The organism is Cognatundibacterium jejuense (assembly GCF_014284255.1).
GTDB lineage: Bacteria > Pseudomonadota > Gammaproteobacteria > Burkholderiales > Burkholderiaceae_D > Undibacterium > Undibacterium jejuense.
Genome location: NZ_JACOFV010000018.1, coordinates 89,875 through 110,630 on the forward strand (window position 1 = coordinate 89,875; position 20,756 = coordinate 110,630).

The window sequence follows — 20,756 nt, forward strand, 5'->3', positions numbered from 1 at the left end:
AATTATTTTGGCGAGGTTTCAATGAATTGACCGCCATGATAGACCAGAGGTGCCTGCGCTGTAAATTCACAATGTTCAACTTCACCGACGAAAATCACATGATCGCCCTCAGGGTAGCGGCTGCGATTGTGACATTCGAACCAGGCTGAGGCACCGGTTAAGATAGGATGTCCGGTGCGTGATAAGGTGTATTCAACACCTTCAAAACGATTCGTTTTGCGACTTGCGAACTGTTCCGCCAACCACGCCTGCTCAGCGGATAAAACATTGACAACATAATGTGAATTGCCAGTTAATACAGGCATGCTGTTAGCAGAATTACCAAGGCTCCATAGCACCAAAGGCGGTTCCAGAGAAACAGAATTGAATGAACTTGCTGTTAAACCAAGAAATTGTCCATCTGCCAGGCGAGTGGTAATGACGGTGACGCCCGTCGCGAATTGGGACAGGGCATTTCTGAAGTAACGGCTGTCAAAATCGCGCTTTTCTGCGCGTGGAGAACGAGTGTGCATCGGGGTTCCATCAATTTTTTTCGCCATTATCCCAGATTTCCTGGTTTTCGTTGAATTGCGGGCAAATTCCTGAAGCGCGTAGCTGTCTGTGTTAAACTTATGCCCTTCGCGGGTTCTGTTTGTCGACTTTAAGTAATTGATTTCTTTGATTTTTTTGATATTCGAAATGGTGAGGTAAGCGATGTCTATCGCGAGAATTTTTCGTTGTCTGAGTATATGGCTGGTGTTGGCTGGTCTGACGGCCTCAAGTTTCGCACAGGTGGCCGCTGATCGACAATTCCCCCCGAATGCTAAGCGCGGCATTCTGGATATGTCAAATTATCCAAATATCACGATGGATGGGTATCCGCGACGCTTGGCGCCTTCATCACGTATTTTTGCGGTCAACAATTTGATCGTCATGCCAGCAACATTGTCTGGTAGTAATATTGTTGTTCATTACACAGAAAATAGTTTTCGGGATATTGATAAGGTCTGGATACTTACAAAATCAGAAATCGCCAAAGGATTGCCTGATCCCAATGCGCAGGCGAACATGCCGATGACGAATTGATTGATTCGACCCGAATGAACATATAGTTATTGAAAGCTGTAACAGCTGTTACTTTAGAAAAAATGATGCAAAAAAAAGTCTTTATTAAAACCTTTGGCTGCCAGATGAATGAGTATGACTCAGACAAAATGGCCGATGTACTCAATGTTTCCGAAGGTCTGATTAAAACCGATACGCCAGAAGACGCCGACATCGTTCTGCTCAATACCTGTAGCGTGCGCGAAAAAGCGTCTGAAAAAGTGTTTTCCGACCTCGGTCGTCTGCGTGAATTAAAGCGTAAGCGTCCTGACATGTTAATTGGCGTTGGTGGTTGTGTCGCTTCGCAAGAAGGTGAAGCCATTATCAAACGCGCGCCGTATGTTGACGTGGTGTTTGGCCCGCAGACTTTGCATCGTTTGCCGCAATTGATTGATGCACGCCGTTCGTCCGGCCGTTCGCAAGTCGATATCAGTTTTCCTGAAATCGAAAAATTCGACCACATGCCACCGGCTAAGGTAGATGGTGCGACTGCCTACGTGTCTATCATGGAAGGTTGCAGTAAGTATTGCAGTTACTGCGTGGTGCCATACACCCGCGGTGAAGAAGTCTCGCGTCCATTTGAAGATGTGTTGGCTGAGGTGGCAGGTTTAGCGGCGCAAGGTGTTAAAGAAATTAGTTTGCTTGGTCAAAACGTGAACGCCTATCGTGGTGTGATGGAGGATGGCGAGATTGCCGACTTCGCTTTGTTGATTGAGTATGTTGCTGAGTTCCCGGAAATCGAGCGCATCCGTTTTGTGACCAGTCACCCGAAAGAATTTACTCAGCGCTTGATTGACTGCTACGCCAAAGTGCCGAAGCTGGTCAACCATTTGTATTTGCCAGCGCAACATGGCTCAGACCGTATTTTGTCTGCCATGAAACGTGGTTACACCGCGATTGAGTATAAATCGGTGATACGCCGCCTTAAAAAAGTGCGTCCTGATATGTCAGTGTCTTCTGATTTTATCGTCGGATTTCCTGGGGAAACTGATGAAGATTTCGATGCGCTGATGAAGTTGATCGATGATGTTGGTTTTGATAATAGCTTCAGCTTTATTTTCAGTCCGCGCCCCGGAACACCAGCGGCGAATCTGGAAGATGACACACCGCAAGAATTGAAATTACGTCGCTTGCAAACTTTGCAGGCAGTGATTGATTCCAATACAAAAAAATATAGCAATGCCATGATAGGCACAGTCCAACGCATACTGGTGGATGGCCCTTCAGTGAAAGATCCAAATGAATTACAGGGCCGCACCGAAAATAATCGCGTTGTGAACTTCGCGGGCGGAAAAGAATTAATCGGCACATTGGTCAATACAGTGATTACTGAATCCTATAATTATTCCTTGCGCGGCGAATTAGTCGAAGAAACTGTGACTGCATGATGGCTAAAACTCCTGTGCCAGTTTCTTACTTTATTCCGCAACCGCTGGACAATACGCGTCTGGCAAATTTGTGCGGCCCATTGGATGAAAATTTACGTCAGATGTCGGCGGCATTGGATGTGACGATTTTTCGCCGTGGAGAGAAATTTATTGTCAGTGGTCACAATGCTGAACAAGCTTTGGAATTGTTAGAGCATTTTTATCCACTCGCCAAAAAAGCGATTTCGATTGATGAAGTGCAATTGGCTTTAGTCGAACAAAAAGCCAAACAAAGCTTAAAAAATCCTACCTTAGAAATCGCACACAGTGCGGACGCGGTTTCGACTGAAGAAACTGTTGACGCGGAACCAGTCACCGTTTCATCGATTGAAAGTCCGGTGCTCAAAACACGTCGCAGCGATTTGCGTGGTCGCACACCGCATCAGAATCACTATCTCAACTCTATTGTTGAACACGATATTACTTTTGGTATCGGCCCAGCTGGTACAGGTAAAACCTATTTGGCCGTTGCTTGTGCGGTGGATGCATTAGAGCGCGATGCTGTTAAACGTATTATTCTTACCCGTCCGGCAGTGGAGGCGGGTGAGCGACTTGGCTTTTTACCTGGCGATCTGGCGCAAAAGGTTGATCCGTATCTGCGGCCTTTGTACGACGCTTTGTATGATTTGCTCGGTTTTGATCGTACCCAAAAAATGTTTGAGAAGCAGGTCATCGAAATTGCGCCGCTGGCGTACATGCGCGGGCGTACCTTGAACCATGCTTTTGTCATTCTGGATGAAGCACAAAATACCACGCCGGAACAAATGAAAATGTTCCTGACACGTATAGGTTTTGGCAGCAAAGCGGTCATTACCGGCGATGTTACACAAGTCGATTTGCAGCGCGGACAAAAAAGCGGTTTGATTGATGCGTGCCAGGTGTTAAGCGGTGTTCGCGGAATTGCTTTCTCCCAGTTCACCAGTGTTGACGTGGTACGACATCCTCTGGTTGGCCGTATTGTAGACGCCTATGAATCAGCTAACGCCAGTGCGCATGCGCATAGCGCGGCAATTGGTCTGTTAAAAAACGCCACCCCATTCAATTCAGCTCATCATCATGGTCGCAAAAAGTAATCCTAAGCATAAATTAACTTTGTCTGTGCAGTATGCAGATCCACGTTTGCAGGACATTTTGCCGCGTCCTTTAATTCGTAAAACAATTCAAGCAGCTTTGTATTTTCCGGCAGAATTGACGCTGCGTTTTGTTGATGCTGCAGAAGGACAAGAGCTAAACCGCGACTATCGTGGCAAAGATTATGCGACCAATGTATTGACGTTCGCCTACACGGAAGATGAAGATGCTGAAGTAACACAGGCTGATATTATTTTGTGTACAGATGTCCTCCAGAAGGAAGCGGATGAGCAAAAAAAATCGGTACTAGAGCATGCCCAACATTTGATCGTACATGGCGTTTTGCACGCACAAGGCTATGATCATGAAACCGATGAAGAGGCCGATGAAATGGAGGGGCTGGAAATTGAAATTCTGGCAGGCTTAGGTTTAGATAACCCTTATCAATAATTTTTAAAATCTTTATTCGTCGATGAAATTATTCTCCAAGCTCCCTCAACGCGCTCGTCGTATTTCTATGGCGGGTCGCGAAGTAGTGACCTACGGATTAGATAGTCATATCTGGCAAGACATTTATTACTATGCGATGTCATGCAGTTGGCCCATGTTCTTCGGCGCGATTGCTGTTACTTTTGTTTTGTTTAATCTCGTCTTTGCCGGCTTGTTCATGTTGGTACCAAATTCGATTGCCAATATGCAGCCAAATAATTTTTTGGGCGCCTATTTCTTTAGTGTCGAGACTTTGGCGACAGTCGGTTACGGTGATATGCATCCGATGACGGTGTATGGACACGCAATCGCGAGTATAGAAATTTTTGTTGGTATGGCGAGTGTTGCGGTAACGACGGGGATGATTTTTGCGCGCTTTTCCAGACCGCGTTCCAGTATTATTTTTGCCGAACATCCAGTCAGTCATGTGGCTGATGGCAAACGGCTATTAATGGTCAGAATGGCGAATGCGCGTTTGAATTTGATTAGCGAAGCATCTGCAAAAATGCATGTGATGCGACAAGAGCAGACGTCGACAATGGGGCAATTCCGTAAAATCTACGATCTAAAGTTGGAGCGCGACCACCATCCTTTATTTGTATTGGGATGGACTTTGATTCATATCATTGATGAAACCAGTCCTTTATTTGGGCTAACGCCTGAGCAAATGTCTGGCAATACGACCTTGATAGTGACAATTGAGGGAGTGGATGATACGACTAACCAGAATCAACGCGGAATAAAACATTACCCATCAGATTTGATACGCTGGAATCATCGTTACGTCGACATGTTGAATCAGCAGGGCTCTGTTCCGCATTTGCATTACACGAAATTTCATGATTCAGAAGAAGTTCCCGTAGAAGTTATGAAGGATATCTAAATCTGAAATATGACGGCAATGTGAAGAATTCATGCGGTTGATGTGATTGCAACAGCATGAATTCCCTAAAATTTGGGAAAGTCACTGATTTGTTGTATTCTGTAGGATTGAAACAACGGCGCCACGCCTCCTATGCAAGAGCACTCTAGTAAGGTCAGACCGACTGACCTTAAACCCCACAGGTCTTTATTTGAACGACTGACCGCCTTCATCTCTCCCGAACCCGAAAATCGTGCAGAACTCTTAGAGGTTTTGACGGATGCCCAAGAGCGTAACCTGATTGATGCCGATGCACTGGCAATGATCGAGGGTGTGTTCCAGGTGTCAGACCTGTCTGCGCGTGACATTATGATTCCACGTTCACAAATGGACGTTGTAGATATTTCTACTCCGATAGAAGAATGGATGCCGCAGGTATTGTCGACGGCACACTCACGTTTTCCGGCTATCGACGGCGATCAGGACAGAGTGGTAGGTATTTTGTTGGCCAAAGATTTGTTGCGGTATTACGCTGAAGAAGCTTTTGATGTCAGGGACATGTTGCGCCCCGTCGTTTATATTCCGGAATCGAAACGATTGAATGTGTTGCTGCGCGACTTTCGAGCTAATCGCAATCATATTGCCATGGTCGTGGATGAATATGGTGGTATTGCAGGTTTGATTACGATAGAAGACGTACTTGAACAAATTGTCGGTGATATCGACGATGAATACGATTTTGACGAAGAAGAAGACAACATTTTTGCTCTGGAAAACAAAGGGAACGGTAAACGCTGGCGCGTCAAAGGTCTGACCGATCTCGATCAATTTAATGAGGTTTTGGGGACTAATTTACCCGGTAGTGACGTCGAGTCTATTGGCGATTTTGTGTCGCGTCACTTAGGGAAGGTTCCACATAAAGGCGATGAGTTCCAGATTGGCACTTTGCATTTTGAAGTTTTGCGTGCAGATGCGCGAGAAGTACAGATTTTGCAAGTAGAGCAACGTCCATGGACAACGGTGGATGAGCAAGCTTAGTCGCTTTGTAAGCGGCTGGTGGTCGCAATTATCATTCCGACAGGCACTATGTTTGATGCTTTGTGTTGGTGCTTTGAATATATTTTCATTTGCACCTATTGGAATGTGGCCGGTGCAAATCGCGGGCATGGCTTTATTGTTTGCGCTTCTATCGCAACACCAGGTGAACTCTGTGCCGCGACGCGCAGCCTGGTTGGCTTGGGCGTATAGTTTATCCTGGATTTTTTCTTGTACTAGCTGGCTATTGATTGCCATGGTCCGCTATGGAGATTTGCCAATTCCACTCGCGGTCGCAGCATTGGCATTGTTGAGTGCTGGATTGGCGATGTATGCCGCGCTCTCAGTCTGGTTCGCTTTATGGCTGCAGCGACGTTGGCGAATTTCCAATGATAAGCTGGTCCTGATTATTCTTCCTGCGCTTTGGATGCTCAATGAATGGCTGCGTGGTTGGGTCTTGACCGGATTTCCATGGTCAATCTCAGGCTATGCTCTAAGTAATACGATGTTGGCAGCTTTTGCGCCGATTCTTGGTGTGTATGGGTTGAGTTTTTTGTCAGCAGTACTTTCTGGCATTTTCTCCTGGATTATCATTTCTCGGTTCAAAAAGCAGCGATTAGTGGTGGGGAGTAGCGCTTTTGTGGCTATCTTCGGTGCTGGCGCATTGCTGACAAACGTGCATTGGACACAAGCTACTGGTAAGCCAATCAGCGTTCGACTTTTGCAGGGGAATGTTGAGCAGGATATGAAGTTCGACCCCGCTTATTTGAATGCGTCATTGGAGTTGTACCGGAAAATGTTAACGGCGGCACCGGCAGATCTGATTGTGACGCCGGAAACAGCATTTCCCTTGTTGACTTCAATGCTGCCGCAAGATTTCTTACCAAGATTAAATGCTTACGCTCAGGAAACTCATAGTGCATTAATGCTCGGCGTCGTAGTGCAAGATGGCGAGGCGCGATATACCAATAGCTTGTTGGGGTTTTCACCATTACATGCAGATCGCGCTTATCGCTACGATAAACATCATCTTGTGCCGTTTGGTGAATTTGTGCCATTTGGTTTTCGCTGGTTTGTGCACATGATGAATATTCCCTTAAGCGAATTATCGGTGCCAGATCAAATGCAGTCCCCGATGGCGGTACGTGATCAGTTTGTCATGCCTGACATTTGCTATGAAAGTTTGTTTGGTGAAGAGATTGCAGCCCAACTATCGCATCAGATCGCTTCGCATCTTCCAGTGGCAACGATTCTCTTGAATGCATCTAATCTGGCTTGGTATGGAAATTCTTTCGCGATGCCGCAGCATTTACAATTTGCCCAAATGCGAGTGCTGGAAACGGGACGTCCTTGGCTAGGTGTCACAAATACAGGTTCCACCGTTGTCATCAATGCGGACTCCAGTCTGAAGGCCCAAGTGCCGCATCTGACGCGGGCGACGCTGGAATCTAGTGTGCAGGGATATAGCGGCACAACCCCTTATATTTTCTGGGGAAACCGTGGCATTCTGGGGTTGGTTTTTTTTATATTACTGACCACTTGCGGGCTTTCGCAGCGCGCAGCGCGCAAATCGCATAACTAATCAGGATCGTGGTGTGATCTGGCAGCGCCCGAGTGTGTGGCGCATTGCTCCTGTCCTTATGAGCCGGTAGTAGAGTGGGGCTGCTAAAACCCACCAAACTCAGCAACCGGCTCATCTAGCTATCTTCCAATATTGCTAAAGTACTTAGTTACTCTTGGTATTCGCATCAATATCTGCCAGGCACTCACGTCCGCGAACGCTGATTTCTGTTTTTCCAGTTTCAGAATTAACTTCGATGTGACCTTTTTTGCCTAAAAACGTTGCCACTGGTCCAGATAATGGCGCGTCAGAATCCTTGGAGATCGCGCGCAAACCATCAATGCACTGTTTAATAAATAGAACCTGGCGTCCCATTTCAGTTAATTCCAGACTGCCGTCTTTGCGGTAGGTCACCAATTTAATCCCGGACAAGCGTTTTGTATTGCGACCTATGCAGGCGTTTGGCTTGACGTTTTTTGGCAGCTTACTGATCTGCTCTAGTGCGTCATATTCATCGATACTTAATTTGTGGTTCATTGTTACTTTCATTGAGGATGTGCGAATTTGACTATGTCGCTTCTTGATAAAATTCTGTACCAAAACGGCGGATATGCCGATTTACCTGATGCCGATGTAAATATAGGAAAAAACATCAGCGTTTGCAGGTGAGTGAGTCAGCGCCTCAAAAAAACAGGCATGTCACTTATTTTATCTGTGTAACTCATCGCTGTTGATTGTGCTGACAGTGCTTGCGAAGCTGAATGCGCCAATGTTTGATTGCAGAGCGCGTTTTTGAACCTATTTTTGCCCTGAATATATCATAGCCCTGCCCACTTTCCTTCATTTTGCCTGCTGAAGTTGCGGTAAGACGCATTTTCTATCATTACTGTGATTTGGGGGAAGTTGCCCTGGGATTCAAAAGTAAGACAAATATTCACTCAAAAACAAATTTACAAAAAAGTAGTTCAGCTACAAAAAGTAGTCTAACTACATAATAGTTATGTCCATTTGTGGGCGAAACGCAACGTTAAAGTGCAATAAGCTTAATTTGTCCCCTATGTAGTGCATTTATTTATGTAGTTCTATGTAGTCTTTGTTTGACACGTAATCTAGTTTTAGTACAAAATATTTATCGGGGCCTTAAAATTTAAAGAAAAGATTTAAGAAGAAGTGGTATTGCTCCAAGGGTGAAGCTTAAATAAAAAAGGGTGAGGGGACATTAATGAAACAATCTATGCAGAAGGGCGTTCAGAGTCAGACTCAAAAACGTCGTAGTTTTAAATTGAGTCCAGTTGCGGCTGGTTGCGCGGTGTTGGTTTTTGGTTTAGCTGATTTTGCGCAAGCGGAAGAAACACAGGCCAATACGGTCGTCGTGACTGGTATTCGTAGTGGTATTGAGAATGCTATTTCTCTGAAACGTGATTCGACTTCATTGGTAGAAGCCATTTCTGCTGAAGATATCGGTCAACTGCCTGATCAAAGCATTGCGGAATCAATCGCTCGCTTACCTGGTCTGGCCGCTCAACGCGTCGCTGGTCGTGCGCAGGCGATTAGTATTCGCGGTTTGTCTCCTGATTTTGCATCCACGACATTAAATGGCCGTTCACAAGCAAGTACTGGTGATAACCGTGCTGCTGAATTTGACCAATATCCAGCAGAATTGTTTGGCGCAGTTGTCGTCTATAAGACCCCTGATGCAGCTCTGATTGATCAAGGCTTGTCCGGAACGATTGATATGCAAACGTTCGACCCTCTGGCTTTCCCAGGTCGTACAATTTCCATGAACGTACGCGGTGAGAAAAACTCCCTGGGTTCGGTGGCGAATGCTTCTGACAAGGGTAACCGTTTTAGTTTTAACTACATCGATCAATTTGCCAATCGCACAATTGGTTTTCAATTCGGAATTGCGCATCTGCAATCCCCACGCAATGATCATGAGACGGGCTTATATGAGCCATGGGGTGTGAGTCAGTTGCCAGGTACGCCAGCAGGTGTATCTGAAATGAATGGAATCAAATCACTGGCAGTCAGTGGCACCACCAAGCGCGATGGGTTAGTCAGTACTTTGGAATGGAAGCCTAATAAAGATTTCACCAGCAAAATTGACTTGTTTTATTCAAAATTCCATGAAGAGACAACCAATAATCAATGGGAAGAAAACCTAGGTTGGGGCGGACCAGGTAATCCATCACCTGTATTTAGTTCAGCCAATGTATCTGGTGGTGTATTGAACGGCGGTACATTGACTGGTGCCTATCCATTGGTGCGTGGTCAATATAATGACCGAACAGACTCGATCAAATCTTTGGGCTGGGGTAACTCATTCAAATTCGACGGCTGGAAATTGCTGGCGGACGTGAATTATTCCAAAGCAGTACGTGACGAAAATTATCACGAAATGAATACCCAACTGGTCTCCGGTACGGGCGGCGCAGTATTTGATACGACTCAATTGAATTGGGCGACAGGTAGTTTCCCAACCATGACAGGATCGCAAAATTACAGCAATCCAAATACCTTATTGCTCAATAACACGATCTACGGCCAAGGATGGGGACACGCACCGCACACCGATGACACTATGAAGGGTGGCAAGTTGGTCGCAACAGTCGATGCGCCAAAGTCGATCAGTGACTGGGTGTCAGATTTCAATGTAGGCGTAGATTATTCTGATCACAGCAAAAACCATAGCAATCTGCAAGGTCCTCAGACTTTGATCGCCGCTAACGGTACGGTTATTTCACCTGATTTGTTGTACTCGCCAGTTGATCTTGGTTTCTCTGGTACTGGGATGATTCCATCTTTTAATGTACCTGGCATTATGGCGAAGTACTTTAAGCCATTTGCGCCAAACCCAGCTGATCCTTCAAACGTTGCTGCACAATGGGGAGTCACTGAAAAAGTAACGACAACATTTGTCAAAGCTAATTTGGATCATCAGTTGTCGTCATCTGTTACATTGCGCGGTAATTTTGGTGTCCAGGTGCAAAATACAGATCAGTCGTCAACAGGTGTTGTTGGCTTCAATGGCGCTGTGACACCAATCACTATTGGTAAAACTTATACTGACGTGCTGCCACAGTTGAATCTGGTATTTGAATTACCAAACGATCAGGTTGTGCGTTTTGCAGCTGCAAAGCAAGTTGCGCGTCCTCGCCTTGAAAATCTGAATGCTGGTTTCAACTTCAACGTCAGTACCGCAACTGGTTTGCCAAGCGGTAGTGGCGGTAATCCTAAGCTTGATCCATGGCGTGCAAACGCAATTGATCTGTCTTATGAAAAGTATTTTGCGAAAAAAGCTTATGTTTCAGCAGCGCTGTATTACAAAAAGCTGACCAGCTACATCTACGACCAGAGCAATGTCTATGACTTTTCTCAATGGACACCTGGTACAACGGCGATTACAACGAGCGGTTTGTACTCTTCGCAATATAACGGTCAGGGTGGCACGATCAAAGGTCTGGAATTAGCAGGATCTTTGCCATTGGATATGTTAGTGCCATCTTTGAAAGGCTTTGGCGTACAAGCCAGCGCCAGCTTCAATGACAGTGCTATTGTTGTGAAGTCTAACTCTTTCGACGTTGGTGCAGCAATTCCATTGCCAGGTATGTCTAAGACAGTAGCAAGTCTGACCGCTTACTATGAAATGGGTGGTTTCTCTGCACGTATCGGTGCTCGCTATCGTTCTGAGTTTGTTGGCGATATCGAAAACTTTGCAGGCAATCGTAACTTACGCTTTATTGCTCCTGAAACCATCGTTGATGCGCAGTTGGAATACACTTTCCAGTCTGGTCCGTATAAAGACCTTGGTCTGTTCTTCCAGGTCGGTAATTTGACAGATGCAGCCTATAAAACATATCAAGGCACACCAAATCAACCTTTGGAGTACGCAAAATATGGTCGTACCGTATTGGCCGGTGTGAACTATAAGTTCTAAGCTGATCTATGAAAAAATTCCCGAAGGCTTTTGCTTATCGGGAATTTCTGCGGTATGTTCACAGGTCTCTTGCATGAGGCCTGTTTTTGTTTAAGGCTTAGGCAATACAGTTTGGTTCCGGCGTAAATAAAGTAATAACAAATAAAATTTAAAAATTGGGGACGTATCAGGATGCACACTTCAACCAACAAACCACAGCTTTCGTTTTGGCAGTTGTGGAATATGAGCTTCGGGTTTTTTGGTATTCAATTCGGCTTTGCCTTACAAAATACCAATACCAGCCGCATTTTTGCCACGCTTGGTGCGAATCCTGATGACTTCGCTTTATTCTGGCTGGCTGCACCCATTACCGGCATGCTGGTACAGCCAATCATCGGCTACCTCAGTGACAACACCTGGCATCCGGTGTGGGGGCGTCGTCGGCCATTTTTCTTTATCGGTGCGATGCTCGCGTCGATTGCTATGTTTCTGATGCCAAATTCTACGTTGATCTGGATGGCGATCTTAGTGTTGTGGATGATGGATAGCGCGATCAATATTTCGATGGAACCGTTTCGTGCTTTCGTCGGTGATAAGCTCAATCCTTCGCAGCAAACGGCTGGCTTTGCAATGCAGACTTTCCTGATTGGTTGTGGTGGCGTAATTGCCTCTTTGTTGCCGAGCTTATTTACAAACTATCTGGGCGTTAGTAATGTGCCGGTGAATGGTGCAATTCCTGACACCGTACGGTATTCATTTTATTTCGGTGGTACCGTTTTTGCCTTATCGGTACTGTGGACGGTATTTACGACCAAAGAAATTCCACCTGAAGATTTACAACAATTCCATCAAGAAAAGAAGCACAACCTTGGTTTGATCAAGGCAATCAAAGAAATTTTTGGTGGCTTTGCCAAAATGCCAAAAACCATGGTGCAACTTGCCGTCGTACAGTTTTTTTCCTGGGTAGCACTGTTCGCGATGTGGGTCTATACCACACCATCTATTGCCGAAACCGTATTCCATAGCACGGACGCGCAATCTGCTGCCTATCAGGAAGGTGGCAACTGGGTAGGCATCATGTTTGGTGTGTATGGCGGAGTATCTGCGCTTGCAGCGTTTGTTTTGCCTATCCTCGCAAAAATGACCAGCCGGAAATTTGTACACATGTTGTGCCTCGTCATCGGCGGCGTCAGTCTGATCAGTATCTTTGCGATCAGCAGTAAAGAAATGTTGCTGTTACCGATGGTCGGCGTTGGTATTGCCTGGGCGAGTGTGTTGACAATGCCGTACGCAATTCTGGCTGGCGCATTGCCAGCAAATCGTATGGGTTATTACATGGGTTTGTTCAACTTCTTTGTCGTGATTCCCCAGATCATCGCTGGCATCGTGCTGGGCGCGATGTTGAAGCATTTTTTCGATAATCAATCCGTCAAAGTCTTGATGTTAGGTGGTGTATGTATGGTCGTTGGTGGCCTATTTACGCTGATGGTCAAAGATGACGCGATAGTCAACAACTAACTTGTGTTGCATCACTAGTCCTTGAAGATCAACATACCGGAACGGCGCTTTGATCTTCAAAATTTGAATGCTTGTATTTGATTGGACCTACTGAATGAAGTTGACCAGGTTATCACTCGCGCTTGTACTTCTGTTCGCCACGGCAATTTCACCGATTGCCGTCGCTGCTGAAAATGTTCAGGCAAAGCCTCAGATCAAAGCAAAAGCCCCATTTATTTGGGAAAACGCCACCGTCTATTTTTTGCTGACCGATCGTTTTTATAACGCTGACTCGATTTCGCATCTGGCCTATGACAGACAGCAAGATGCTGCGCCATTGCGTGGTTTTATGGGCGGTAATCTGGCGGGCATTACCGCTAAAATCAAACAAGGTTATTTCAACAAACTTGGCGTTAATGCGATTTGGATCACGCCACCAGTTGAACAAATACATGGTGTGACCAATGAAGGCGCGGGGAATTCCTACGGATTTCACGGCTATTGGGCGGCCGATTTTACACAGGTCGACGCCAATTTGGGTAGTGCTGCGGACATGCGTGAACTGGTCGACACTGCACACGCGCATGGCATTCGGGTATTGTTGGATGTGGTGATGAATCATGTCGGTCGCCAAACGCACATTGATGCCTTATGGCCAGACACCTGGGTAAGAACTGAACCGGTATGTACCTACAAAGATATTCCGTCGACCGTGAGTTGCGCTTTGGTCAAGGGTTTGCCGGACATTCGTACTGAGAGCAATGAAGACGTTGATCTACCGCCATCTTTAGCCGTCAAATGGAAGGCGGAAGGGCGCTACGAAAAAGAAATGCAAGAACTGGATGCTTTCTTTAAACGTACCGGTTATCCACGCGCACCGCGATATTACCTGATGAAATGGCATGCTGATTGGGTCAGGAAATATGGTTTGGACGGCTTCCGTGCAGACACGGTCAAGCATGTTGAGCCCGAAGTCTGGAAAGAATTTAAGCAAGTTGCCAGCGCCGCTTTTGAAGATTGGAAGCGCGAACATACAACCCAGAAGCTGGGCGACGAGCCGTTTTATATGACAGCTGAAGTGTACGGTTATAGCTTGGATCAAGGCTTGGATTTTGTCATGGATGGCGGCAGCAAAATCAATTTTTACGATCATGGTTTCGATAGTCTGATTAACTTTAGTTTTAAAAATGACGCCAAAAAAGATCCGGAGAGTTTGTTCAGCCATTACTCGGATCAGCTCAATGGTATTTTACGTAACCATTCAATACTTAATTATGTGAGTTCCCACGATGATTTGCAGCCGTTTGATCTGGAACGACAAAAAGCATTGGAAGCTGGAACCAAACTCTTACTCAGCCCCGGTGCCGCGCAAATTTATTATGGTGACGAGACCGCCAGAGATATCAATGTCAGCATCGCAGAAGGCGACGCGAAATTACGCTCCATGATGAATTGGGATGAACTGGAAAATCATACACATCGCGGCGGTATAGTTATCACTGAGGTGCTGGCGCATTGGCGAAAGTTGGGAATGTTCCGGCACGATCATGTGGCGGTAGGCGCGGGTGTGCATCAGAAATTAAGTGATCATCCTTATACTTTCAAGCGAACTTACCAGGGACACGGGCTGACAGACAAAGTCGTGGTGGCGATGGATATGCCAACGTCGCAATTTAATACTATTTCGGTACAAGGTGTATTTAAAAATGGTCAGAAATTGCGTGACTATTATTCCGGTAATGTCGCCACTGTCATCGGTGGAAAAGTTAATTTTCACAGCAAATCTGCAATGGCATTAATCGCGCTGGAACAATAATAATGAAGAACAATACACTGAACGTCAGCATCATTCATATGCTTGGTTTATCGGGGTTATTGATGAGCCTGCCTGTTGCTGCACAAAATGCGCAACGTATGATTACGCATGTGGAGAAAAAATCCGACTCGCTCGAAGTAAAGACGAACGACGGGACTTACGTTTTCAAGCCCTATTCCTCTAGCATTTTAGAGACGACCTTCCTCCCCGCAGGTGAAGCACAGACTTTGCTATCGCACGCGGTCGTGCTGACCCCTGAACATATTCATACCCAATTAACGAGCTCAGCAACGGCGATTGATTATGTCGCCGCAGACTTGCGAGTACACATACAAAAAACGCCATTTCAGATCAGCTATTCGTATAAAAATAATCCGCTGATTTCTGAGAAAAATGGTTATCAGAAAAAAGATGGTAATGAGTCACTCGACTTTAATCTCGATGATAATGAAGCCTTATATGGGGCAGGGGCGCGTGCACTGGGAATGAATCGTCGCGGGTATCGCTTGCCGTTATACAACAAGGCGCATTACGGTTATGAAGATCATTCTGAACAAATGAATTTTTCCATGCCTTTGTTCTTTTCCTCCAAACGCTATGGCATTCATTTTGACAACGCGGCAATTGGCACGTTGGATCTGGACAGCAAGAAAAATAATACACTGGCTTACGAGACCATCAGCGGCAGAAAAACCTATCAAATCATCGCCGGCGATTCGTGGACGGATGTGATTGCGAATTACACCAGCCTGACGGGCAGACAACCGTTGCCGCCACGTTGGGCGTTCGGTAATTTTGCCAGCCGCTTTGGTTACCATACCGAAGCCGAAGCGCGTCAGATTTTAGAAAAATACAAAGCAGATCAGATTCCGGTCGACGCGATTATTTTTGATTTGTATTGGTTCGGAAAAGAAATCAAAGGAACCATGGGTAACCTGGCTTTTGATGCCGATAATTTCCCGCAACCCCAGAAAATGATCGCAGATTTTTCTGCGCAAGGCGTCAAGACGATTTTGATCACAGAGCCTTTTGTGTTGACGAGTTCTAGGAAGTGGCAAGAAGCCGTGGATCAGCATGTACTGGCGACGGATAAAAATGGATTGCCGTACAAATATGATTTTTACTTTGGAAATACCGGTCTCATTGATATTTTTGATCCCCACGCGCAAAGCTGGTTCTGGAATATTTACAAAAATTTAAAAGCGTATGGTGTCGCTGGTTGGTGGGGGGATCTTGGAGAACCAGAGGTCCATCCTTCTGGTTTACTACATAAAACCGGCACTGCTGATGAAGTTCATAATATCTACGGTCATGAATGGGCTAAACTGATTGCAGACGGTTACCAAAAAGACTTTCCAGATGAACGGCCATTTATTTTGATGCGCGCCGGATATTCCGGATCGCAACGATTTGGCATGATTCCATGGTCTGGAGATGTCAACCGCACCTGGGGGGGATTACGTTCACAACCAGAGATCGCCTTGCAAATGGGAATGCAAGGAATGGCGTATATGCATTCTGATCTCGGTGGTTTTGCTGGCGCGAATTTGGATGATGAGTTGTACACACGCTGGTTGCAATATGGCGTTTTTCAGCCTGTCTTCCGTCCGCATGCCCAAGAAGAAGTCGCTTCCGAACCGGTTTTACGCTCGCCTGAGGCAAAGTCCCTGGCGAAGTCGGCAATCCAATTGCGTTATCGCATGCTGCCGTATAACTACACGTTAGCATTTGAAAATAACCAGCGCGGATTACCTTTGATGCGCCCACTGTTCTATGCTGAACCCGACAATCCGCGTCTATATGCCAATGCGGATAGCTACTTGTGGGGGAATGATTTGTTGGTGCATCCTATTTTGCAGGCAGGCCTGAAGCAAGCCAGCGTTTATTTCCCGGCACAGAGCAAATGGTTCGATTTTTATACCAATCAAGAATATCCCGCAGGCAGTACGCAAGCCGTGAATGTCAGTACCGATCATATTCCGCTGTTTGTCAGAGCGGGCGCGTTTATTCCATTGGTTCCTGCGAAGCGCCAAATTCAAAATACGACGCAATATTCGACCACAGAATTGGAGCTACATTATTATCACGATCAAAGCGTAACTCAGTCGCATGGCTACTTGTATGACGACGATGGTGTGACCGCGCAGGCATTTGAAAAAGCGGCATTTGCGTTATTACACTTCAATAGCAACTATCAAAATAAGACATTGACGCTGAAATTGCGTACTGAAGCAGGCGCGCATTACGCACAGGCAGACCGATTGCTAGACTTGGTAGTTCACAATATCAATGCAAGCCCGAAGCAGGTTTTGATTGGTGGCAAGCAGGTTGACTTTAAATGGGATCAGCAAAACCAAAACCTGATGTTGGCATTGCGGTGGCACAAAAAATCTGACCATTTAAATGTTGTGAAAATTATTATGTCATAGTTGTTAAAATGAGCTCGATCAATTTGGCTGTGGTAAATTGCTGATGTTTTTATAATGCGAAAAAATATAGGACTTACGCAAAACCGCCCCAGCGGGGTTATAGCTCCTAGCCGTACCCGTGTACTGTCATCGCCATGCATTGCTGGAACAATTTTGCGTAAGTACTAAAATAGATTTGGAAAACGAGACGAAAAATCGCGCTCGTACATTAGATTGACGCTTGCGGTCTTTGCCAGCGCGTTCATCTGGTGGAAGAATTCTCTATTGGCAAAAAATTTGCGTATGCCGTATTACATTGAAACCGAGAACCATGACTGAAAACGGATTGAAAGAGCACGCTTACACTGAGCAGACATATTCTCAGCAGAATAATGGCGCCGGGTTTTCCGGCGGCCCCAGATTACTTGCCGACATCGGCGCTACGCATGCGCGCTTCACCCTTGAAACCTCGCATGGTGTTTTTGAAGCGGTGAAAGTATTTAAATGTGACGAGTATGCCGGTATCATTGATTTGTTGAAGGCCTACCTGGATCAACATCAAGCAAAACGCATACATCATGCTGCATTTGCCCTGGCCAATCCTATCGATGGCGATTATGTCCGCATGACCAATCGTGCCTGGGAATTTTCTATCGAAGACGTACGGCGTGAATTTGGCTTATATACGCTGCTGATCGTCAATGACTTCACTGCTCTGGCGATGTCTTTACCGGGATTGCAGCCAGATGATTTAATGCAAGTGGGTGGCGGAAAGTCAGTTGCTAAGTCTGTCATTGGTGTTCTGGGGCCTGGCACTGGACTTGGTGTTTCCGGTCTGATTCCGACCTCTGATGGTTTTGTGACCCTTGGTTCTGAGGGCGGTCATGTTAACTTTGCACCTTGTGATGAGCGCGAATATGCGATTTTGCAATTTGCATGGAAAGAATGGCCGCACGTTTCGACCGAACGGCTTATTTCCGGACCCGGACTGGAATTGATTTATCGCGCTTTAGCCGATAGAAATAAGCAAACCGTTAAACCGCTGGCCGCACAAGAAATTATGCACGGCGCATTGCAGGAAGCAGATCCTTTGTGTCTGGAAAGTATTGATTGCTTTTGCGGTATGCTGGGGAGCTTCAGCGCCAATCTTGCTGTGACTCTGGGGGCTTTTGGCGGCATTTATATCGGTGGCGGAATTGTGCCGTTGATGGGCGAGCGTTTTCATCAATCCGCTTTCCGTAGCCGTTTTGAGGCCAAGGGGCGTTTTAGTAGTTATCTTGCACAAATCCCCACTTATGTGATCACGACGCCCAATCCGGCGTTTTACGGCGTTTCTGCGATCCTTTCGGAACACTTGCGGGGCCGCAGTGGCGATAGTTCACTGATGGACAGGATACAGGCTATACAAGCCGAGCTGACACCGGCGGAGCGCCGTGTCGCGACCTTGGTGTTGGAAAATCCTCGCACTGTGCTCAATGAGGCAATCGTGGAAATCGCCCGCCTCGCTGATGTCAGTCAACCAACGGTCATCCGTTTTTGCCGCTCGATGGGATTTACAGGTCTGGCCGATTTTAAACTTAAATTTGCCAGCAGCCTGACCGGTACGATTCCGGTCCGTCATAGTCAGGTGAGAAGAAGCGATAGTACCCATGATTTAAGTGCTAAGGTCATCGATAATACCGTGTCGGCGATTTTGAGTTTCCGCGATCAGATGGAAGTACATGCGATTGATCAGGCGATTGCCTTGCTGCGTAAAGCGAATAAAGTCGAGTTTTATGCAATGGGTAATTCACGCGCCGTGGCTTTGGATGGTCAACATAAATTCTTCCGCTTCCGCATCCCGACCGCCATTTATGGCGATGCGCATTTGTTTTCAATGGCAGCAGAATTGCTTAATCCCGGTGACGTGGTGATTGTTGTCAGCAATTCTGGTAAGTTGCCCGAACTTTTAAAAGCCGTGGATTCTGCTTTGCATGCGGGCGCTGATGTCATTGCAATCGCACCACACCAGTCGCCGCTGGCGAAAAAAGCGACCGTCTGTCTGGCGGTCAATCATACCGAGGACAATGCGACGTTCTTATCGATGATTTCACGCATATTGCAATTATTACTGATCGATATTTTAACCGTTGGACTGTCGGTAGATGCAACGCACGACGAAGGCAGCAAACAAAAAGAGTTATCGCATTTTAGTCATTTATTGATTTCGCATTTGGATAGTTGATCTGATTTCTCTGTTTAAACTTTTAAACGGGGATCAACGTGTAGATACTGTTATCCAAGGCTATCCTAATTTAATATGTAAAACGATCGCTCGCTTCAGAGCCAATCTGGGTGCAACCCGCCTGCGAGGCGAATTTGAAGGATGTCATGTGGCGATTCGGTGAGCCGCAAAATCCCTCACAGAAACGCCACAGCATGCCGTAAAAACGTACAATGCTGGTTTATTGCCAGTTCGCAGTATGTTTCTATAAGTTGTACATATGTTGTGATCGGCACACTCTCATTTTTATTGGTTTTTTATGTCTCTGATTCAAGCTTTTAAAGCGCTCGCTGGCAAATTCAAAAACGCTACAGCGTCAGAAAACCCGGTCGTTACTACAACACCGGCATTGCTCGTGAGTGATCCTATGTTATTGGCATTGCTGAGCAATACGCTGAAGCAGACATCGCTGACGGTTGAACAGACTGAATCGCAGCTGTTGACGCCAGAAGGTCTGGTGTTTGCCGTACAACAAGTTGAAAGTGTAGTGCTAGGGGAGGGACGGGTACGGACGTGTACTAAAATTTATGCCTGGCATCCGACTTATTTTCCGCAAGGTATTTTTGAGTTTCAACATGCGTTAGCAGCAACAGAAGAGGCGGCATTCATTGATGGTTTTACGCAATGGATGAACATCGATTTGCAGGTCTTGTTGGATGCGACCCGCGATGTACCGGTCAACTGCACTGTGATAGAGATGAATACGGCGGCGGATGAAGTAAACGCGACAGCACATTATCGTCAGGTAATCTTAGGACCGGTAGCACATTTAGCAAGCCAGCCTGCACCTAAGAAAAAAGAAGATCATCCATTTTGCCCTTGCTGCTTGTTTACTGAAAGCATGACGGCATTTCACGATCTACTGCAGAGTGATCAGTTTATTGGAGTGCGTTTATTTGCATCGCGCGATAACCACGGGGTGTTGGCAGCAGATTGCCGGGTAAATGGCGAGGATTTTCAGGCGGCAGTTACGCCTTTGGTGCATTATGCAGAAAGCTGGCCGCAGCGTGGGCTGGAGTTCCGTAAGCAATATATCGTGATCCGTAGCGTCAGCCGTAGTTTGGACACGGCGAGCAAGATGGCAATGCCGCTACCAGAATAAATGTTGATTGATAATGATTTTGAACGAAAAAATGGCAGGGAAAACCCTGCCATTTTTGTTTGAGCTAAGTTCCAGAGTTATTTCAAGAACTGCTCGTTACCGACCATACCGATTTTGGTCACACCCAGACGTTGAGCTGCAGCCATTACAGCAGCGACCGATTTGTACGGTACGACTGCGTTCGGACGCAGGTGAACTTCTGGCTGATTTGGATTGCTTGCCACTT

The 20,756-nt window shown here is 46.2% G+C and carries 16 protein-coding genes; 13 read left to right on the forward strand and 3 right to left on the reverse strand.

Translation table 11 applies throughout. The features are described 5' to 3' along the window. Positions 1-2 precede the first annotated feature (2 nt). Entirely contained in the window at positions 3-512 is a 510-nt protein-coding gene (locus H8K32_RS17365; RefSeq protein ID WP_186913840.1) for a flavin reductase family protein, read from the reverse strand. Positions 513-693: 181 nt separating this feature from the next. Between H8K32_RS17365 and H8K32_RS17370 the strand changes: the two genes are divergently transcribed. The 7 genes from H8K32_RS17370 to lnt all read left to right on the forward strand — a co-directional run bounded on the left by H8K32_RS17370 (position 694) and on the right by lnt (position 7,549). Further along, on the forward strand, positions 694-1,065 hold the full coding sequence (locus H8K32_RS17370) for a hypothetical protein (RefSeq protein ID WP_186913826.1): 372 nt from the start codon (positions 694-696) through the stop codon (positions 1,063-1,065). 65 nt (positions 1,066-1,130) lie between these two features. Beyond that, positions 1,131-2,471 (forward strand): tRNA (N6-isopentenyl adenosine(37)-C2)-methylthiotransferase MiaB, encoded by a 1,341-nt coding sequence (gene miaB, locus H8K32_RS17375; protein WP_186913827.1) that lies wholly within the window; start codon positions 1,131-1,133, stop codon positions 2,469-2,471. Further along, positions 2,468-3,583, forward strand: a complete 1,116-nt coding sequence (locus H8K32_RS17380) for a PhoH family protein (RefSeq protein ID WP_186913828.1) — start codon at positions 2,468-2,470, stop codon at positions 3,581-3,583. The genes miaB and H8K32_RS17380 overlap by 4 nt, the downstream gene beginning before the upstream one ends. After that, positions 3,567-4,031 (forward strand): rRNA maturation RNase YbeY, encoded by a 465-nt coding sequence (gene ybeY / locus H8K32_RS17385; protein WP_186913829.1) that lies wholly within the window; start codon positions 3,567-3,569, stop codon positions 4,029-4,031. Before H8K32_RS17380 ends, ybeY begins: the two co-directional genes overlap by 17 nt. A gap of 22 nt (positions 4,032-4,053) precedes the next feature. Beyond that, on the forward strand, positions 4,054-4,953 hold the full coding sequence (locus H8K32_RS17390) for an ion channel (RefSeq protein WP_186913830.1): 900 nt from the start codon (positions 4,054-4,056) through the stop codon (positions 4,951-4,953). A 132-nt stretch (positions 4,954-5,085) separates the two neighbouring features. After that, positions 5,086-5,970 carry an HlyC/CorC family transporter gene (locus tag H8K32_RS17395; protein ID WP_186913831.1) on the forward strand — a complete coding sequence of 295 codons (885 nt, stop codon included), beginning with the start codon at positions 5,086-5,088 and terminating at the stop codon, positions 5,968-5,970. After that, positions 5,957-7,549, forward strand: a complete 1,593-nt coding sequence (gene lnt, locus H8K32_RS17400; protein WP_246447444.1) for an apolipoprotein N-acyltransferase — start codon at positions 5,957-5,959, stop codon at positions 7,547-7,549. Before H8K32_RS17395 ends, lnt begins: the two co-directional genes overlap by 14 nt. Before the next feature lie 144 nt (positions 7,550-7,693). Here lnt and H8K32_RS17405 read toward each other — a convergent pair whose 3' ends face one another. Further along, positions 7,694-8,065 carry a hypothetical protein gene (locus tag H8K32_RS17405; RefSeq protein WP_186913832.1) on the reverse strand — a complete coding sequence of 124 codons (372 nt, stop codon included), beginning with the start codon at positions 8,063-8,065 and terminating at the stop codon, positions 7,694-7,696. Between the two features lie 685 nt (positions 8,066-8,750). Between H8K32_RS17405 and H8K32_RS17410 the strand changes: the two genes are divergently transcribed. The 6 genes from H8K32_RS17410 to H8K32_RS17435 all read left to right on the forward strand — a co-directional run bounded on the left by H8K32_RS17410 (position 8,751) and on the right by H8K32_RS17435 (position 20,530). Further along, positions 8,751-11,465, forward strand: a complete 2,715-nt coding sequence (locus H8K32_RS17410) for a TonB-dependent receptor (RefSeq protein ID WP_246447445.1) — start codon at positions 8,751-8,753, stop codon at positions 11,463-11,465. Positions 11,466-11,687: 222 nt separating this feature from the next. Beyond that, positions 11,688-12,962, forward strand: coding sequence for an MFS transporter (locus tag H8K32_RS17415; RefSeq protein ID WP_246447447.1), 1,275 nt, complete (start codon positions 11,688-11,690; stop codon positions 12,960-12,962). A gap of 94 nt (positions 12,963-13,056) precedes the next feature. Then, positions 13,057-14,757, forward strand: coding sequence for an alpha-amylase family glycosyl hydrolase (locus H8K32_RS17420; protein WP_186913834.1), 1,701 nt, complete (start codon positions 13,057-13,059; stop codon positions 14,755-14,757). A 2-nt stretch (positions 14,758-14,759) separates the two neighbouring features. Beyond that, positions 14,760-17,186 (forward strand): glycoside hydrolase family 31 protein, encoded by a 2,427-nt coding sequence (locus H8K32_RS17425; RefSeq protein ID WP_246447449.1) that lies wholly within the window; start codon positions 14,760-14,762, stop codon positions 17,184-17,186. 310 nt (positions 17,187-17,496) lie between these two features. Continuing rightward, positions 17,497-19,389, forward strand: a complete 1,893-nt coding sequence (locus H8K32_RS17430) for a glucokinase (protein WP_186913835.1) — start codon at positions 17,497-17,499, stop codon at positions 19,387-19,389. A 298-nt stretch (positions 19,390-19,687) separates the two neighbouring features. Continuing rightward, on the forward strand, positions 19,688-20,530 hold the full coding sequence (locus H8K32_RS17435) for a DUF6348 family protein (protein ID WP_186913836.1): 843 nt from the start codon (positions 19,688-19,690) through the stop codon (positions 20,528-20,530). A 77-nt stretch (positions 20,531-20,607) separates the two neighbouring features. On the opposite strand, the gene H8K32_RS20475 is transcribed toward H8K32_RS17435, so the two are convergent. Beyond that, positions 20,608-20,756 (reverse strand): ExbD/TolR family protein (locus tag H8K32_RS20475; RefSeq protein WP_425507617.1); only part of this gene is annotated, 149 nt, incomplete at its 5' end.

Bases quoted from the DNA above. Each gene is read 5' to 3' on its own strand.
- H8K32_RS17390 (WP_186913830.1), top strand. From the start codon at position 4,054: ATGAAATTATTCTCCAAGCTCCCTCAACGCGCTCGTCGTATTTCTATG.
- H8K32_RS17365 (WP_186913840.1), bottom strand. From the start codon at position 512: ATGCACACTCGTTCTCCACGCGCAGAAAAGCGCGATTTTGACAGCCGT.
- H8K32_RS17405 (WP_186913832.1), bottom strand. From the start codon at position 8,065: ATGAACCACAAATTAAGTATCGATGAATATGACGCACTAGAGCAGATC.
- H8K32_RS17425 (WP_246447449.1), top strand. From the start codon at position 14,760: ATGAAGAACAATACACTGAACGTCAGCATCATTCATATGCTTGGTTTA.
- H8K32_RS17435 (WP_186913836.1), top strand. From the start codon at position 19,688: ATGTCTCTGATTCAAGCTTTTAAAGCGCTCGCTGGCAAATTCAAAAAC.
- H8K32_RS17380 (WP_186913828.1), top strand. From the start codon at position 2,468: ATGATGGCTAAAACTCCTGTGCCAGTTTCTTACTTTATTCCGCAACCG.
- H8K32_RS17370 (WP_186913826.1), top strand. From the start codon at position 694: ATGTCTATCGCGAGAATTTTTCGTTGTCTGAGTATATGGCTGGTGTTG.
- H8K32_RS17420 (WP_186913834.1), top strand. From the start codon at position 13,057: ATGAAGTTGACCAGGTTATCACTCGCGCTTGTACTTCTGTTCGCCACG.
- ybeY (WP_186913829.1), top strand. From the start codon at position 3,567: ATGGTCGCAAAAAGTAATCCTAAGCATAAATTAACTTTGTCTGTGCAG.
- H8K32_RS17410 (WP_246447445.1), top strand. From the start codon at position 8,751: ATGAAACAATCTATGCAGAAGGGCGTTCAGAGTCAGACTCAAAAACGT.
- H8K32_RS17395 (WP_186913831.1), top strand. From the start codon at position 5,086: ATGCAAGAGCACTCTAGTAAGGTCAGACCGACTGACCTTAAACCCCAC.
- H8K32_RS17415 (WP_246447447.1), top strand. From the start codon at position 11,688: ATGAGCTTCGGGTTTTTTGGTATTCAATTCGGCTTTGCCTTACAAAAT.
- miaB (WP_186913827.1), top strand. From the start codon at position 1,131: ATGCAAAAAAAAGTCTTTATTAAAACCTTTGGCTGCCAGATGAATGAG.
- lnt (WP_246447444.1), top strand. From the start codon at position 5,957: ATGAGCAAGCTTAGTCGCTTTGTAAGCGGCTGGTGGTCGCAATTATCA.
- H8K32_RS17430 (WP_186913835.1), top strand. From the start codon at position 17,497: ATGACTGAAAACGGATTGAAAGAGCACGCTTACACTGAGCAGACATAT.